Below are 14,845 nucleotides of genomic sequence, written 5' to 3'. Positions count from 1 at the left end.
TTGGTATGCGAGCGGGTGTGGCCGGTCGTATCGACCGGCCACAAAGGCGCCAAGGTAAAGAGGCCGCTGCGGCCTGGCAAGAGGGCTCAGGCGTTCGTTTGCACGCGCGTTAAGCCATCGTCGAGCAGCCAGCGGGCTGCCGTACGGGCGGCGGCCTTGTGTTGCAGCTCCAGCTCGTTGAAACGCTTCTCGAAACGCCGCCGCTCGGTCTTATCCAGCGCTTTCCAGGCCGCGTGGGTTGGCACATCGGCAGTGGCGGCGAAGATCAGGTGGAATACCTGGCAGCGGCTGTCGTTGCTCAGGGCACTGTCGTAGTTGTCGAGCAGTACCTTGATGCGGATGGCGCCCTCGATCAGCGGCAACTGCTCGTCGAGCAGGCTGCTGGCAAGGATGCTCAGGTCACCGCCGAGCTGTGCCTGGCGTTCCTCGCGTGCCTTGTCCTGGGCGCGCTGTTGGGCCCAGACGCGGCGCCAAAGATGCCAGGCATAAGCGCCCAGCGCTGCGATCAGCAACAAACCGAGCAGCACAGACAGGGTCAGGGCGTTCATGCGCGGATCAGGCGCCGTGGCACTTCTTGAATTTCTTCTGGCTGCCGCACGGGCAGGGATCGTTGCGGCCGACATCCTTCAGCGCGTTGCGTACCGGCTCCTGATGGCCGTGATTGCAATGCGGGCCATGCACATGACCGTGATCGTGATGGTCATGATCATGGTCGTGGTTGCAGTCGGGGCCGTGGACGTGGGGTTGGTTGCTCATGAGGGTTACTCCGGGATGAAATCGCCGGGAATTATCTCGCCATTGCGCGACATGTGCACGTTGCGGCTGAAGAGCATGCCTGTTTTTACTTCGCCATTGAGGGTGTAGCGGATCGGCTGGTTGGGTTTTTCCAGCATCTTCACCACCTGGCGCACATGGCGCCAGAGGTTGGTACGCACCGGCACTTCGAAGGTGTATTGACCATGAGCGGGCACAGTGAACCACTCGCTGGAGGAACCCGCGGCGAGAGGGATTTCATTGAGTGTGATGTCGTATTCAAGGCCGCGCACTGGCAGGCTGACGCTGTTGGGGTTGTCGATACGAAAGCGCAAGCGAAACTCTTGTTCGAGCAGCTTGGCTTTGATCACGTCCACTTTGATGAGTCGGACATCCGGGTCCTTGAAACTACCTGTCATCCAGGTGGAGCATCCTGCCAAGCCTGAGATCAGGCTAAAAAACATCAGTAGGCTGATAATTCTTATCGTTTGCGCCTGAGAAAACATTTCATACCCCCATTGCGCGCCAGTTTAACAAGCATCTGCTTGGCTGCAACCTGGCGCGCGTCAATTATTTTCCGGGTGTCTCGATTAGCTTGTCGAGTCGCCTAAGCCGCTGTTTGCTATACGTTCGAGCGGTTTTGCCGGAGGCTGTGGGCGGTGCTGCGACGGCGTCGTTGTGAGCCGGAAAAAACCTGCGCCATACTGAGTGCCGAATAGGACAGGAGTGTGACCATGAGCCGCTATGAGATCGCCTTTTCCGGGCAACTGATACCGGGTGCCCAGTCGGACGCGGTCAAGGCCAATCTGGCCAAGCTATTTCAGGCCGATGCACAGCGCATCGCCTTGCTGTTCTCCGGGCGTCGCATCGTCATCAAGAGCAACCTCGATGCCGCTGGTGCCGAGAAGTATCGGGCGACGCTGCAGCGTGCCGGTGCTCTGGTCGAGGTGGTCGATATGGACATGCCTGTCGAGGAAGTGGAGCTGGCGCCGCCGCCCACAGAGACGCCGAGCGCTCCAGTTGCGGCCGCTCAGGCAGTGCGTCCGGGGCGCTTGCAGGTGGCACCACGTGATGAGTACATGGCGGCTTTCAGTAATGTTGACGCGCCGGACTTCGGTGTCGCCCCAGTCGGCAGTGATCTGCAAGATGCCAAGGCTGAACCGGTGGCGCCAGCAGTGGATTTGTCGCAGTTCAGTCTGGCTCCCGTAGGTAGCGATATGGGGCAAGCGCGCCCGGACGCACCTGCACCAGCGCCGGATACTTCACACCTCAAGCTACAGGAGTGAAACGCCTGCAAACGCCGCGACATCGGCGATGGCGCGGCGTTTGCGGCCAATTAGCTTGCGTTTTTCATGCACTTGGCCTCGGCCTCTTCGGGCTTGAGGTTGCGCACGGTTGTATAGAACAGCTCGCAGGTCTGTAGCTTGTTCGTGACCTGCCACTTCTGCTTGCAGCTATCGAGTGTTTGCTGGGCATTGGCCGCTGGTTGTTGCCCCATGTCCGCTTGCCAGCAGGCGGCGCTGAGATCCTCCCCCATCACCTTGATGCCCGTAGCGTCGGCTTTGGCCTGGTTGCCTTGATTGTTGGCAGGGTCAGCGGCGTACCAGATATAGCTGGGGTGGTTGGCGCCCAGTACAGCGACTGAGGTATTAGGTGCAGGTGTGATTTGCCCCAGGCCGAGTACTGGCAGATTGACGCCGTATTGCTGCTTAACCCAGCTACGCACTGGGCTGCCGAAGGCAACCATGGGCAGGCTTGCTCCATTTTTGCCTGCGCTGAGTTCGCTGACCATGCGTTGTTGGTAGTTGTTGAAGTAGCCGTAAACGCCCTCCAGTGTGCTGCCCGCGTTGGCGGGCGCGGCAATGGGGGCGATGTCGACGATGGTTTGGTAGGCCGGTGTCTGCGCCAGGGCGATGCCGTTGTAGCCGAGTAGTGCGGCCCAGCGGTCGGTTGTTTTGGACTCCAGGTAGTCTTGTGCCTGGGTCAGCGAATAGTCCGGTGGGAAGTGCAGCAACTCGACGCTCTTGCGGTTCTCCAGCGCCATGCCCAAGGGCAGGAAGAAATACCAGTCATACGCCCATTTACCATCCTTGTTCAGGCGGCTGGCGCCGTCGTAGGCCAGTTCGCCTGCGTCGAGCAACTGCTGCAACGGTTTGCCGTAACCATCCGGTACGCCACTGAAATAGGCCTGGATGCGCTCGCCTTCGCGCTTCACCTTGACGCTGGCCTGCGGGTAGCCGTCGCGTTGCAGGCTTTGGCCAAGGTAGTGCTCGACAGTCTGTTCCAGCGTCCAGTCACGAAAGCAGATTACGTTGCAATTGTTGGGGTAGGCGAACAGGCGCGTGACGCGCTGGCTGTCGCCTAGGTCGATGACATTCCCCGATTGCCCGCTGGGGACACTGGCGCAACCGGCCAGCAGGCTGGCCAGAACGAGGGCGATACCATGTTGCTTGTGCATATACATCTCCTTTGTTGAACGCGGGCGTTGGCTGGCCCGGCGCCGTCAACTCAAGCAGATGCATGGGCGCTTGTCAGGTCTTCATCCTAAATAGGTGCTGCAGCATTTCTTGAACTTTTGCCCACTGCCGCAGGGGCACGGATCGTTGCGGCCTGCCTTGAGGGGGGCGGTTGGGTCGATGAAATACCAGTGCCCCTCGTGCTGAACGAAGGCGGAGCATTCGCGGTGGCTGTGCTCGCCTGCCGCGTCATGCCAGCGTGCAGTGAAGGTGACCTGAGCATGCTCAGGTTTGCCGCCGAATACTTCGCTGCCTTGTACCTCCAGGCCGAGCCAGGTGCTCTGTGCGCTCCAGGCCGCGATGGCGTTACGGTCCAAGTGGGCTTGCTGAGCTGGTAAGGTGGTGGCTACCAGATAGTCCACCAGGCCCAGCACGTAAGCACTGTAGCGCGAGCGCATGAGTTGCTCGGCGCTGGGGGCTGGGGTGCCCGCGTGGTAGCGCCCGCAGCACTGCGCCAGTGGGTCGCCGCTGCCGCAAGGGCAGTTGGAAATCGCAGTATTCATCGCCTCACCACCAGTATTTGCCGAAAAGCTCGGGGTTGGCCCAGAACTTTGCATTCAACCAGTCGGGAACTTGCTTGTAATCGAGTAGATCATAGGTGAACAGATGTAGCACTTGGCCTTCACGCTGGAAGCATTCGCTGGCTTGCATCGCGAGGGAATAAAAGTCGGTTTCTTGCCAGTCGCAGGCGTGCATATCCACTAGGGTGGCGACGCGGTTGGCATTAAGGTTGCGAATACCACCGAGCAGTTCCAGCCCTTGTTTCTTGGGCAGGTGCTCCAGGCAATCGATCAGCAGCGCCAGATCGTAGCGCTTGCCGCGTAACTCGGCAGCCAGTGGCGCGGCAGGTGCGATATCTATGCAACACTGTGGATGGGCGTCTTGGAAGGCGCTGACGGCAGGCAGGGCGCTGGCGCCAACCAATAGCAGATGCTGCGGGGCGTAGCGGTCGAGCAGGGCAGCTAGAGCCTGCTGAGGGGTACGGGAAGAGGGGGTGCTGGTCATCTGGCGTCCTCGGGCTGGGAGGCAAAGGCTAACCCAGTGCGTCATTCACTGCCATTTCGGCAGGGAACGCGCCATTAGGGCGCATGCATCATCGTGGAAAAAGGCATAACTGGCATATCACCTGATAGCCGTCTTTACTGGTTGAGGATCGGTTATGGGCCGATGAATATTGGAGACCTAAAACTATGAGTATCACAAGGAATGCAGTACCCCTGATTCTGGCCAGCACCCTGCTGACTGGTTGCGCCGGTCTGCAGAAGACCGATTGGCCTACCTGTGCTGCCGTTGGCGGTGTCGGTGGTGCGGCGTTGGGTGCAATTGAAAGTTCTAGTTGGGCGGGGGGCGGCGCACTGGTCGGCGCTGGCATGGGCGCAGCCTATTGCTGGGTGCACGGTGCCGATGCGCAGCAGGTAGCCGTGGTCGAGGAAGAAGTCGTCGTCGAGGAGCCAGCCGCGCCGGAGCCGATGGAAGCGGTGCGCGTTGAGCTGGACGTCAAGTTCGACTTCGACAAAGCGCAGGTCAAGCAGGACAGCTACGGCGACATCAAGGCACTGGCTGACTTCATGAAGCAGTATCCGTCCACCAGCACCGTGGTTGAAGGGCACACCGACTCCGTGGGTAGCGATAAATACAACCAGGGTCTGTCTGAGCGCCGTGCCAAGGCCGTGCGTGACGTGCTGGTCAACCAATATGGTGTCGAAGGTGGTCGCATCAATGCCGTGGGTTATGGCGAGTCCCGTCCGGTGGCTGACAATGCCACTGCCGAAGGCCGTGCCATCAACCGTCGCGTAGAGGCTGCCGTCGAAGCGCGCCCCTGATTCCGGGCGTGTCAGCAAGCCCCGTCTGGCGTAAGCCAGGCGGGGCTTCGTTTTTTCAGGTGGTGCCTGACTGGAAAGGTGCAAGGCATGGATATCGCGCGTTGCTCTGGTGGTTGTCTGCGCGACCGGTTAACGTGCTGCACCCATCAGAAAAACGTAAACGAGGGCAGGATGAAGGTACTGATGATGCTCGGCAAGGTGTTGGCCGGGGCGTTCTGGCTGGTCTTCGCGGCGGCGTTGGCTAGGTGGCTGGATAGCCCGTTCGAGCAGATGATCTACGTGCTGGGCGCCTGCCTGTTGCTGTTGCATGGCTTGCAATTGTGGCTGTTCGCCAATCTCCTGGCGGCACGTGGCAGCCTGCTGCATGAGCGTCTTCAAGTGCTGCTGTTCGGTATCTTTCACCTCTATCCGTTACGCAAGGTGTCGGCGCCTGCGCCTACGAGCGTTGCCGATCAGGAGGTGGCCCATGCGTAGCCTGGCATTGGCCTTGTCTTTGTGTGCGGCGACGGCCATGGCCGATTCGCAGATCCGCGTGGCCAGCCACACCTTGATGCGCCTGCCCACCTCAGCGAGCGTGTTGCAGCTTGACCGCGTGGAGGTGAAGGATCAGGCGACGCTGATGATTCCCGCCACGGTCAAAGAGCTGCGCATCGGCCAACTGCTGATGGGTCGCGATGCCCATATTGGCGTAGCGCCGAGCGACCAGCCTCTGCGCCTCGAAGTGTTCGACGCCGATGTTGGCGATGGCGCCTGGATCAGTGCCAAGGGCGCGCCCGGCACCTACCGTCATCCGGCTACAGCGGGGCGTGAGATTCGTGTGAAGATGCACAAGCTGACTCTAGAGTCGCTGACGCTGGATGTGCGCGGTGGGCGCGGTACGCCGGGTTATGCCGGGCTCGATGGCGCTCACGGGAAGCCGGGCGGTTGCACCTGGGGCAGCGCCAGCGCTGGCTACGATGGCCAGGATGGTAGTGACGGCCATCCGGGCGCGCCGGGTGGCAAGGTCACCCTGGAAGTGCCGAGTGAGGTGCCGCAGGAGAAGTTGAACGTGCTGCTTGCAGGCGGTGCCGGTGGCAAGGCGGGAGCGGCTGGTCGTGGTGGCCGCGGTGGTGCTACCAAAGATTGCTGGCTGTATGACGTCAAGGGCGCGCCGGATGGCCGTTCGGGCGAACCGGGGCGTGAAGGCAGTCCTGGCCCCGAAGGGGATCTGCAGGTATTGCGCTTCTGAGTCAGAGCGCCGGGTGCGAGCCCGGCGCTTGTTTGCCACTCAGAACGACGGGCGCATGGCCACCAGCGCGATCAGCGCCATGCCGATCGACAGATTACTGCCGACTACACGGCGAATGCGCCCCAGTACCTGACCGCCGGCTGGCCAGTCTTCTGCTTCCACGGCGCGGCGCAGCTCCGGCAGTTGCAGGGCCTGTATGCGCAGAAACAGCGCCAGCATCACCAGATACAAGCCCATCATGATGTGCACGTAGCGTGGTGCGCCGTCGAAGCCACCATAGCCCGCGTGCAGCATGCCCATGCCTGTCACCGGCAGCACCAGCACCGCGGCCCATACCCAAACGAAGAAGCGCTTGAACACGTTCAGCCACAGGCGCAGGCGGGCAGGAGCGTCCAGCACCTCGACGGCGGCGGGGCGCAGGATCATCCAAGCGAAAAACATGCCGCCGACCCAGATCAGGGCAGCCAGCAAGTGCAGGGTGTAGAGCGGTGCGTAGACGGTCATCGGGCCTCTCCTGTCGGTTGTTCTCATGATCGATTTGGCACAGGGTTCTGCGCCGGATCGATTGGCGCGTTATGATAGCCACCGCTCCGCGAATACTGAAAATTTATCCAGCCTTTTTCGTTTCAGAATCCATGCTCAGCACCGAACTCAAGTCCCAGATCCAGGGCGCCTATTCCCGCTTCCTTGAGGCCAAGTCGCTCAAGCCTCGCTACGGCCAGCGGTTGATGATCGCCGAGATCGCCAAGGTGCTCGGCACCATCAAGAGCGACGACGAGGGCAAGCGCCTGGGCGAGCCTGCCGTTGTGGCCGTGGAGGCCGGAACCGGCACCGGCAAGACGGTGGCCTACAGCCTGGCCACCATCCCCACCGCCAAAGCGGCCGGCAAGCGCCTGGTGATCGCCACCGCCACCGTGGCGTTGCAGGAGCAGATCGTGCACAAGGATCTGCCCGATCTGTTGCGCAACAGCGGCCTGAACTTCAGCTTTGCCCTGGCCAAGGGGCGTGGTCGCTACCTGTGCCTGTCCAAGCTCGACAACCTGCTGCAGGACGGCGCCGCGCAAAGCGCCACGGCGCAGTTGTTCGAGGACGAAGGCTTCAAGCTCGACGTCGACGAGCAGGGCCAGAAGCTGTTCAACGCGATGATCGAAAAGCTCGCCGGCAACAAATGGGACGGCGACCGCGACAGTTGGCCCGAAGAGCTGGAAGACAGCCGCTGGGCGCAACTGACCACCGACCACAGCCAGTGCACCAACCGCCATTGCCCGAACTTCCAGCAATGCGCCTTCTACAAAGCGCGCGAGGGCATGGGCAAGGTCGATGTGATCGTCACCAACCACGACATGGTGCTGGCCGACCTCGCACTTGGCGGCGGCGCGGTGCTGCCCGACCCGCGTGAAACCCTCTACGTGTTCGACGAAGGCCACCACCTGCCGGACAAGGCCATCGGCCACTTTGCCCATTTCACCCGCCTGCGCTCGACCAGCGAGTGGCTGACCCAAATCGACAAGAACCTGACCAAGCTGCTGGCGCAGAACCCGCTGCCGGGCGACCTCGGCCGCCTGATCGAACAGGTGCCGGAGCTGGCCCGTGAGCTGAAGACCCAGCAGCAGTTCATGTTCACCGCCTGCGAAGAGCTTGCCGACTTCAAGGCTGGTGAGGACATGGAAGGGCGCGAACGCCCGCGTCATCGCTTCGTCGGCGGCGTGGTGCCGGAGCACCTGACCGAGCTCGGGCTGGAGCTGAAGAAAGGCTTCTCCAAACTCAACGACCTGTTTACCGGCGTAACCGAACTGCTCAAGGAAGCGATGGACGGCGAGGGCGCCGTGGGCATCGCCAGCCACCAGGCCGAGGAGTGGTACCCGCTATTCGGCAGCCTGATGGCGCGGGCCAAGGGTAATTGGGAACTGTGGCTGGCCTTCACCGCCGAAGACCCGGAAGAAAGCCCGCCCATGGCGCGTTGGTTGACCCTGGCCGAGAGCGGCGCGCTGTACGACATCGAGGTCAACGCCAGCCCGATCCTCGCCGCCGAAACCCTGCGTCGCAATCTGTGGAACGTCGCTTACGGCTGCCTGGTGACCTCCGCGACGCTGACCGCGCTGGGCACCTTCGACCGCTACCGCATGCGTGCCGGGCTGCCCAAGGTGGCGGTCACCGCCATCGTGCCGAGCCCCTTCCACCACGCCGATGCTGGCGTGCTGCGCGTGCCCGACCTCAAGGCCGACCCGCGTGATGCCACCGCGCACACCGCCGCGATCATCCGCGAGCTGCCGACGCTGGTGGCTGGCAGCCGTGGCACGCTGGTGCTGTTCTCCTCGCGTCGGCAGATGCAGGACGTGTTCGACGGCCTGGAGCGTGACTGGCGCAAGCGCGTGTTCATCCAGGGCAACCTGTCCAAACAGGAAACCCTGAACAAGCACAAGGCGCGCGTCGACTCCGGCGAAGAGAGCGTGTTGTTCGGTCTGGCCAGCTTCGCCGAGGGGGTCGACCTGCCCGGCGCCTACTGCGAGCATGTGGTGATCGCCAAGATTCCCTTCGCCGTGCCGGACGACCCGGTCGAGGCGGCGCTGGCCGAATGGATCGAGGCGCGCGGCGGTAACCCGTTCATGGAGATCGCCGTACCCGACGCCTCGTTGCGCCTGGTGCAGGCGTGCGGGCGCCTGCTGCGTACCGAGGCCGACCGCGGCACCATCACCCTGCTGGATCGGCGCGTGGTCACCCAGCGCTACGGCAAGGCGATTCTCAATGCACTGCCACCCTTTCGTCGGGAAATCCACTGAAACGCCCGTGGCGCGGGCGTTTTGTCGATTGGTAGCGGTTCCCAACTGGCGCATTGGCTGAAACAATGCGCGCAAATTCCTTAAAGGAGTCAACTGTGCAGGTTCAGGGTTATTTCGACTTGCGCTTCGAGGCGGTGAAGGAAGCCTTCGCCAGCCTCTTCGACGATCCCCAGGAGCGCGGCGCCGCGCTCTGTATCCAAGTCGGCGGCGAAACCGTCGTCGATATCTGGGCCGGGGTGATGGACAAGGACGGCCAGCAAGCCTGGCACAGCGACACCATCGCCAACCTGTTCTCCTGCACCAAACCCTTTGCGGCCGTGGTCGCCCTGCAACTGGTGGGCGAGGGCAAACTCGAACTCGACGCCCCGGTGGCCCGCTATTGGCCGGAGTTCGCAGCAGCCGGTAAGGAGCGCATCACCCTGCGTCACCTGCTCTGCCATCAGGCCGGTCTGCCCGCGCTGCGCGAGCCTTTGCCAGCCGAGGCGCTGTACGACTGGTCGACCATGACCGCCGCGCTGGCCGCCGAGACGCCCTGGTGGTCGCTTGGTGAAGGCCAGGGCTATGCACCGATTACCTATGGCTGGCTAATTGGCGAACTGATTCGCCGTGTCGAAGGACGCGGCCCCGGCGAGAGCATCGCCGCGCGCATCGCCAAGCCACTGGGCCTGGATTTTCACGTTGGCCTGCCCGATAGCGAATTCGACCGCGTGGCGCATATCGCTCGTGGCAAGGGCAACCTTGGCGACGCTGCCGCGCAACGTCTGCTCAAGGTGATGATGAGCGACGCCGGCGCCATGAGTACGCGCTCGTTCACCAACCCGCCGTCGATCATGACCAGCACCAACAAGCCCGAGTGGCGGCGTATGCAGCAGCCTGCGGCGAACGGCCATGGCAACGCCCGCAGCCTGGCCGGTTTCTACGCCGGTCTGCTCGATGGCGGTCTGCTGGAAAGCGAACTGCTCGCCGAGATGACCCGTGAACATGGTGTCGGCGAGGACAAAACCTTGCTCACCCGCACCCGTTTTGGCCTCGGCTGCATGCTCGACCAGGCCCAGGTGACCAACGCCACCTACGGCCTTGGCGGCAATGCCTTCGGCCATCCAGGGGCCGGTGGTTCGAGCGGCTTCGCCGACCCTGAGCGCGATGTCGCGTTCGGTTTCGTGATCAACAACCTGGGGCCCTATGTGCTGATGGATCCGCGTGCACAAAAACTGGCGAAAGCCTTGGCCCAATGCTTGTAACTGCCCGGCCAAATGGCTTGGCGGTGCTGCGAATAATTCGAATTGATTGAGACCCTGGGGGGCTTCATGCGTAACAAGATCATTGCCTTTACCTGCTGCCTGCTGATGGCCGGCTGCTCCAGTTCGGACCAGAAGAAGGAAGAGGCCGCCAAGGTTGCCGTGATGCCACCACCGCAGGTCACGCGTGCCTGGCTCGACGAGTACGAGCCGAAACTGCGTGAGGCGGTCAAAGGCAGCAACTTCGAGTTTGAGCGCCGTGAGAACCTGCTGGTAGTCACCGCGCCGGTGCAAGGCTCGTTCAACCCGGATCGCCCGCAAATGCTGCTGCCCGCCAGCCTGGGGCCGATCACCCGTGTGGCCAAGCTGCTCGAAGCCGACAACGATGTCGCCGTGGTGGTGCTCGGCCACGCCGACAGCAGCGGTGACGCCGCCGCCAATCTTGACCTGAGTCAGCAACGTGCACGTGCCGTCACCTCGATCTTTCGCCTCAGTGGCCTCAAGCAAAACCGTCTGCAGGTCATGGGCCTCGGCTCCGATGCTCCACGTGCGGCCAACGACACGGCTGCTGGGCGTGCCCTTAACCGCCGCGTGGAAATCCTCCTGACCTCGCCGGACACCATGCGCGGCCTGATCGCCAAGTACAGCCAGCCGCCCAAGGCCGAGCTCAAGGATGCGCCCAAGGTAGCTGCCGTAGATCAAGGAAAACAGGTCAAGTCGGAGTAAGCTTGGGGGCATTTCCACCCTGATACGGTGCTGTCTACGCTGCCTCTGGCGCTACAGCACCTAAGGAACTGCCATGACCCAAACCCTGGCCGATATGCGCCGTGACTACACCCGCGACGGTCTGAGCGAAACTCAGGCCCCGCTGGACCCCCTCGCCCTGTTCCGCCAGTGGTTCGAGGATGCCGTGAAGACCGAGCAACCGCCGGTCGAACCGAACGCCATGAGCCTGGCCACCGTCGACGAAGACGGCCGCCCGCATTGCCGTGTGCTGCTGCTCAAGGGCCTTGACGAGCGTGGCTTTACCTTCTTCAGCAACTACGACAGCGCCAAGGGGCGCCAACTCGCGGCGCGTCCGTTCGCAGCGATTACCTTCTTCTGGCCCAGCCTGGAGCGCCAGGTGCGTATCGAAGGGCGGGTCGAGCAGGTGACTCCGGCCGAATCCGACGGTTACTTCCAGGTACGCCCGCTGGGCAGCCGTATCGGCGCCTGGGCCTCGCCGCAGAGCCGTGTGATTCGCGACCGCGCCGAGCTGGAAAACCTGCTGGCGGAAACCGAAAAACGCTTTCTCAACCAGACCCCGCATTGCCCACCGCACTGGGGCGGTTACCGCCTGCTGCCCGAGCGCATCGAGTTCTGGCAGGGCCGCCCGAGCCGCCTGCACGACCGCCTCAACTACCGCCTCAAGGGCGAGGCCTGGATTCGTGAGCGGCTGGCGCCTTGAGGCGGGCCAGCGTGGTGAGAGTGTCGGTCAGTTGTTTTTCAGGCTTTGACGCGTTCCACGAATAGCGACCTGAGTATATTTTTGATTTTGTTTGAGGGACTGCCTACGACCATAAGTAGGCCGCTAGTCCAATAAATAAACTCGTCCTCTTCGTGCTGTGATTTTAATGAGGAGTTTTATGAGTATTTTGATGCGAGGAACGTGTGGAACTAATTTTTGATGTTTGGCAGTGGGTGGAGAATGCAGCTGTCCCATTCTCCCCGGTAGATCCCGCGTCGTGGGGGCAGCTAGGTGACTGGGTTGGGGGAGTCGGAGGAACATTTATCACTTTTGCTTCTCTTGTCGCGCTAGTTTTTACTCTGCGGCTGAATAGAGCTGCGATGACTCGGCAAAGTGTATATGCACTTTTTGCAACAATGTCCAAAACGCATGATGATCTCACTGCGTCATTTCAGATATACAATTCAAATGGGGCGGATGTATTTAGAGTTTTACTCAGCGATTTCAATGTTTGTCTCAATGCTACTGTAAAAAATTATCCAGAGTTGAATGTGCGTCAAACCATTGATGTGGCTTATTCATTATTTTTTTATGGGGCTACCATCTCAGGTCGTGATTATCTCAAAGAAACATATGATTCAAGTAAAGTAAAAGCGATTCTTGACGATATTAGTCTTAGGAGGAACAGGCTCACTAGTCTATACCCAAAGGCAAAAGGACATAGGTTAAGTGGGAATCAGGCTCGTCTTTCAAATTATTATCGGAATCTTTATGGGATTTATTCTTTCATTGATGAAAGTAAATTGCCCGCGAGAGAGAAACGCAGCATCCTCAAAACTGTTCGGACTAGAATGAGCAATCATGAGCAGGCGCTGTTGGCTCTCAATATTTGTTCGCATCTTGGGGCAAAGTGGGAGCATGAAAAACTTTTGGCGCGGTATGAGCCGATAAAAAATATTCCAAAGGCTTTCCTGAGTTTGCCTGGTGGTTCGTCGATTGAGGATTTTTTTCCAGAAGTAAATTTTGAGTTTGAGCAGCGGCGTAAATCGAGAGTAATTCTTCTGGGGTTCGATTTGTACGGAGTATTCTTTTCGATAAAGGTAAGGCATGCAGCAAACAAGCAAGTAGCCCGTACAACCGCCGCAAATGGTGGATGAAAAAGCGTCATCCACCCTACGCTGGAATAACCGCCGTGTAGGGTGGGCAACGCGAAGCTTGCCCACCAGGTTTCAGGGCACATCACCGCTCAAGAATGAGCCGTTATGCTCAATTGCCAGGCGCACTCCGAGCATTAACCGCGCGCCCCTGCAGCCAGATCACTGCGCTCCGCGCTGCAGCTCCGCTTGCCGCCAAGGCAACGGCAGTCGATAGGGCCCTGGGCCGGTCAGGGCCAGGCTGGCGAAAATCACCAGCATCCACCAGGCGAATTGGCCTTGTTCCAGGCTCCAGTCGGGGTGCACCATTACCAGTGCCACCAGCAGCACGGCGATGATCGGCAGGCAGGCCAGGCGTGCATAGAGCCCGACGATCAGCAGCAAGGGGCAGAGCACTTCGGCGAAGATCGCCAGGCTCAGTGTGAGTGTCGCGCCCAGGCCAAAGGGGTCTTCGATTTGCTGCAGGGCGTCTGGCCAGTGCAGCAGCTTGGGCAAGCCATGGACTTGCAGCAGCAGGAGGGCGGCGGTCACGCGCAGGAACAGCAAGCCCCAGGCGAGCGGGGCGGGCAGTGGTGGGGTGGCGGGGGTCATGAGTGGCTCCGAGTCGTTGGATGGATGCCATCAGCTTGTGCGTCTCGCCGCGCCAACGCTTGCATGCCTGTGCTCAGCTTGTACCCGTGCGCGCATGCTCGATCCCCGAGCGCCGCAATAAAGCCACACATCCTTTCAAAGCGAGCACGTCGCTTCAATTCTTATGCGTTGCGCTGGCAGAAGCTGATGGCTCCCTAATTCCATTCTTGGAGAACCACCATGGCTACCGCTATCGCCGCTCCCGGCAAAACCCTGCTCGATCCGCACAACCACACCCTGATCATGATTGACCACCAGTCGCAGATGGCCTTCGCCACCAAGTCCATCGACGCGGTGAGCCTGCGTAACAACGCCGCGCTGGTAGCCAAGGCCGCCTGCGAGTTCGAGGTGTCGACCATCCTCACCACCGTCGCCGAGAAGAGCTTCTCCGGCCCGATCTTCGATGAGATCAAGTCGGTATTCCCCGATCATCAGGTGATCGACCGCACCAGTATGAACACCTGGGAAGACCCGCGCATTGCCGTGGAAGTGAACCGCATCGGCAAGCCGAAGATCGTCCTCGCCGGTCTGTGGACTTCCGTGTGCATCGTTGGCCCGGCGTTGTCGGCGCTGGATCAGGGCTTCGAGGTGTACGTGATCACCGATGCCTGCGGCGACGTATCCACCGAGGCCCACGACATGGCCGTGCAGCGCATGATCCAGCTCGGCGCGCGCCCGATGACCGCTCTGCAATACCTGCTCGAACTGCAGCGCGACTGGGCCCGTGGCGAAACCTATAACCAGACCGTGAAGACTGCCATTGAGAACGGCGGCGCCTACGGCCTGGGCCTGATCTACGCCAAGACCATGTTCAACGCCTCCGAAGGCCACTGATATGAGCATCGAAAAGGTGCTTTACCGCGCCTATGCCGAGGCCACGGGTGGGCGTGACGGCCGCGCCCTTTCCAGCGACGGCGTGCTCGACGTAGCGCTGACCACGCCGCGCGAGCTGGGTGGTGCCGGCGGCGCCGGTACCAACCCGGAACAGTTGTTCGCCGCCGGTTATTCGGCCTGTTTTCTCGGCGCCATGAAGTTCGTCGCGGCGCGCGACAAGCTGGCCATTCCGGCTGACGTGTCGATCGAGGGCGTGGTTGGCATCGGCGCCATCCCCACCGGTTTCGGCATCGAGGTGGAGTTGCGCATCAGCCTGCCCGGTCTCGACGCCGAGGCGGCGAACACGCTGGTGGAGCGCGCGCACATCGTTTGCCCGTACTCCAACGCCACGCGCGACAACATCGACGTGACCCTCACTCTGGTTGCTTGAAAGGAGCAGACA

General features: G+C 61.2%; 17 protein-coding genes and 2 pseudogenes. 11 read left to right on the top strand and 8 right to left on the bottom strand.

The window, feature by feature from the left end; all coding sequences use genetic code 11:
* Positions 1-86: 86 nt before the first annotated feature.
* Genes AERO9A_RS03140 through AERO9A_RS03130 form a run of 3 tightly spaced genes read right to left on the bottom strand, consistent with a single transcriptional unit; the run spans position 87 to position 1,259 of the window.
* The gene (locus AERO9A_RS03140) at positions 87-548 is read right to left on the bottom strand and encodes a DUF2489 domain-containing protein (protein WP_159970447.1); all 462 of its coding nucleotides are present in this window, start codon (positions 546-548) and stop codon (positions 87-89) included.
* A gap of 7 nt (positions 549-555) precedes the next feature.
* Positions 556-756 (bottom strand): SEC-C metal-binding domain-containing protein, encoded by a 201-nt coding sequence (locus tag AERO9A_RS03135; protein WP_159970446.1) that lies wholly within the window; start codon positions 754-756, stop codon positions 556-558.
* A 5-nt stretch (positions 757-761) separates the two neighbouring features.
* Complete coding sequence (locus tag AERO9A_RS03130) at positions 762-1,259, bottom strand: LEA type 2 family protein (RefSeq protein ID WP_159970445.1); 498 nt, start codon at positions 1,257-1,259, stop codon at positions 762-764.
* Positions 1,260-1,487: 228 nt separating this feature from the next.
* On the opposite strand from AERO9A_RS03130, the gene AERO9A_RS03125 reads away from it, so the two are divergent.
* Positions 1,488-2,039, top strand: a complete 552-nt coding sequence (locus tag AERO9A_RS03125; RefSeq protein ID WP_159970444.1) for a hypothetical protein — start codon at positions 1,488-1,490, stop codon at positions 2,037-2,039.
* 50 nt (positions 2,040-2,089) lie between these two features.
* On the opposite strand, the gene AERO9A_RS03120 is transcribed toward AERO9A_RS03125, so the two are convergent.
* The 3 genes from AERO9A_RS03120 to AERO9A_RS03110 form a co-directional block, all read right to left on the bottom strand.
* Entirely contained in the window at positions 2,090-3,211 is a 1,122-nt protein-coding gene (locus AERO9A_RS03120; protein ID WP_159970443.1) for a hypothetical protein, read from the bottom strand.
* 81 nt (positions 3,212-3,292) lie between these two features.
* Positions 3,293-3,772, bottom strand: a complete 480-nt coding sequence (locus AERO9A_RS03115) for a YchJ family protein (RefSeq protein ID WP_159970442.1) — start codon at positions 3,770-3,772, stop codon at positions 3,293-3,295.
* A 4-nt stretch (positions 3,773-3,776) separates the two neighbouring features.
* Positions 3,777-4,274 carry a DUF6231 family protein gene (locus tag AERO9A_RS03110; protein WP_159970441.1) on the bottom strand — a complete coding sequence of 166 codons (498 nt, stop codon included), beginning with the start codon at positions 4,272-4,274 and terminating at the stop codon, positions 3,777-3,779.
* Positions 4,275-4,738: 464 nt separating this feature from the next.
* Between AERO9A_RS03110 and AERO9A_RS22385 the strand changes: the two are divergent.
* From AERO9A_RS22385 to AERO9A_RS03095, 3 genes and pseudogenes are all read left to right on the top strand, one after another.
* Positions 4,739-5,092, top strand: a pseudogene (locus AERO9A_RS22385) (OmpA family protein); the annotation flags it as partial.
* A 171-nt stretch (positions 5,093-5,263) separates the two neighbouring features.
* A complete protein-coding gene (locus AERO9A_RS03100) occupies positions 5,264-5,566 on the top strand; it encodes a DUF1145 domain-containing protein (RefSeq protein ID WP_159970439.1) in 303 nt (100 codons plus the stop codon).
* The gene (locus AERO9A_RS03095; protein WP_159970438.1) at positions 5,559-6,320 is read left to right on the top strand and encodes a collagen-like protein; all 762 of its coding nucleotides are present in this window, start codon (positions 5,559-5,561) and stop codon (positions 6,318-6,320) included. The genes AERO9A_RS03100 and AERO9A_RS03095 overlap by 8 nt, the downstream gene beginning before the upstream one ends.
* Before the next feature lie 39 nt (positions 6,321-6,359).
* On the opposite strand, the gene AERO9A_RS03090 is transcribed toward AERO9A_RS03095, so the two are convergent.
* Complete coding sequence (locus AERO9A_RS03090) at positions 6,360-6,824, bottom strand: CopD family protein (RefSeq protein ID WP_159970437.1); 465 nt, start codon at positions 6,822-6,824, stop codon at positions 6,360-6,362.
* A 131-nt stretch (positions 6,825-6,955) separates the two neighbouring features.
* Here AERO9A_RS03090 and dinG point away from each other — a divergent pair, with 131 nt between their 5' ends.
* The 5 genes and pseudogenes from dinG to AERO9A_RS03065 all read left to right on the top strand — a co-directional run bounded on the left by dinG (position 6,956) and on the right by AERO9A_RS03065 (position 12,942).
* Positions 6,956-9,100, top strand: a complete 2,145-nt coding sequence (gene dinG, locus AERO9A_RS03085) for an ATP-dependent DNA helicase DinG (RefSeq protein WP_159970436.1) — start codon at positions 6,956-6,958, stop codon at positions 9,098-9,100.
* 95 nt (positions 9,101-9,195) lie between these two features.
* Positions 9,196-10,341: a serine hydrolase domain-containing protein gene (locus tag AERO9A_RS03080; RefSeq protein ID WP_159970435.1), complete on the top strand. Its 1,146-nt coding sequence runs from the start codon at positions 9,196-9,198 to the stop codon at positions 10,339-10,341.
* A gap of 105 nt (positions 10,342-10,446) precedes the next feature.
* Positions 10,447-11,037 (top strand): annotated as a pseudogene (locus AERO9A_RS03075) (OmpA family protein); the annotation flags it as partial.
* A gap of 100 nt (positions 11,038-11,137) precedes the next feature.
* Positions 11,138-11,785, top strand: coding sequence for a pyridoxamine 5'-phosphate oxidase (pdxH, locus tag AERO9A_RS03070; protein WP_159970433.1), 648 nt, complete (start codon positions 11,138-11,140; stop codon positions 11,783-11,785).
* Between the two features lie 203 nt (positions 11,786-11,988).
* Positions 11,989-12,942: a putative phage abortive infection protein gene (locus tag AERO9A_RS03065; RefSeq protein WP_159970432.1), complete on the top strand. Its 954-nt coding sequence runs from the start codon at positions 11,989-11,991 to the stop codon at positions 12,940-12,942.
* A 159-nt stretch (positions 12,943-13,101) separates the two neighbouring features.
* On the opposite strand, the gene AERO9A_RS03060 is transcribed toward AERO9A_RS03065, so the two are convergent.
* Entirely contained in the window at positions 13,102-13,530 is a 429-nt protein-coding gene (locus AERO9A_RS03060) for a DoxX family protein (RefSeq protein ID WP_159970431.1), read from the bottom strand.
* Between the two features lie 219 nt (positions 13,531-13,749).
* Here AERO9A_RS03060 and AERO9A_RS03055 point away from each other — a divergent pair, with 219 nt between their 5' ends.
* Together AERO9A_RS03055 and AERO9A_RS03050 are read left to right on the top strand one after the other, a co-directional pair.
* Positions 13,750-14,403, top strand: coding sequence for a hydrolase (locus tag AERO9A_RS03055; protein WP_159970430.1), 654 nt, complete (start codon positions 13,750-13,752; stop codon positions 14,401-14,403).
* 1 nt (position 14,404) lies between these two features.
* Complete coding sequence (locus AERO9A_RS03050; protein WP_159970429.1) at positions 14,405-14,833, top strand: organic hydroperoxide resistance protein; 429 nt, start codon at positions 14,405-14,407, stop codon at positions 14,831-14,833.
* Positions 14,834-14,845: the final 12 nt, after the last annotated feature.

It is taken from the genome of Pseudomonas sp. 8Z (assembly GCF_902506535.1).
Lineage (GTDB): Bacteria > Pseudomonadota > Gammaproteobacteria > Pseudomonadales > Pseudomonadaceae > Aquipseudomonas.
This window is presented reverse-complemented; position numbering and strand designations above follow the sequence as displayed.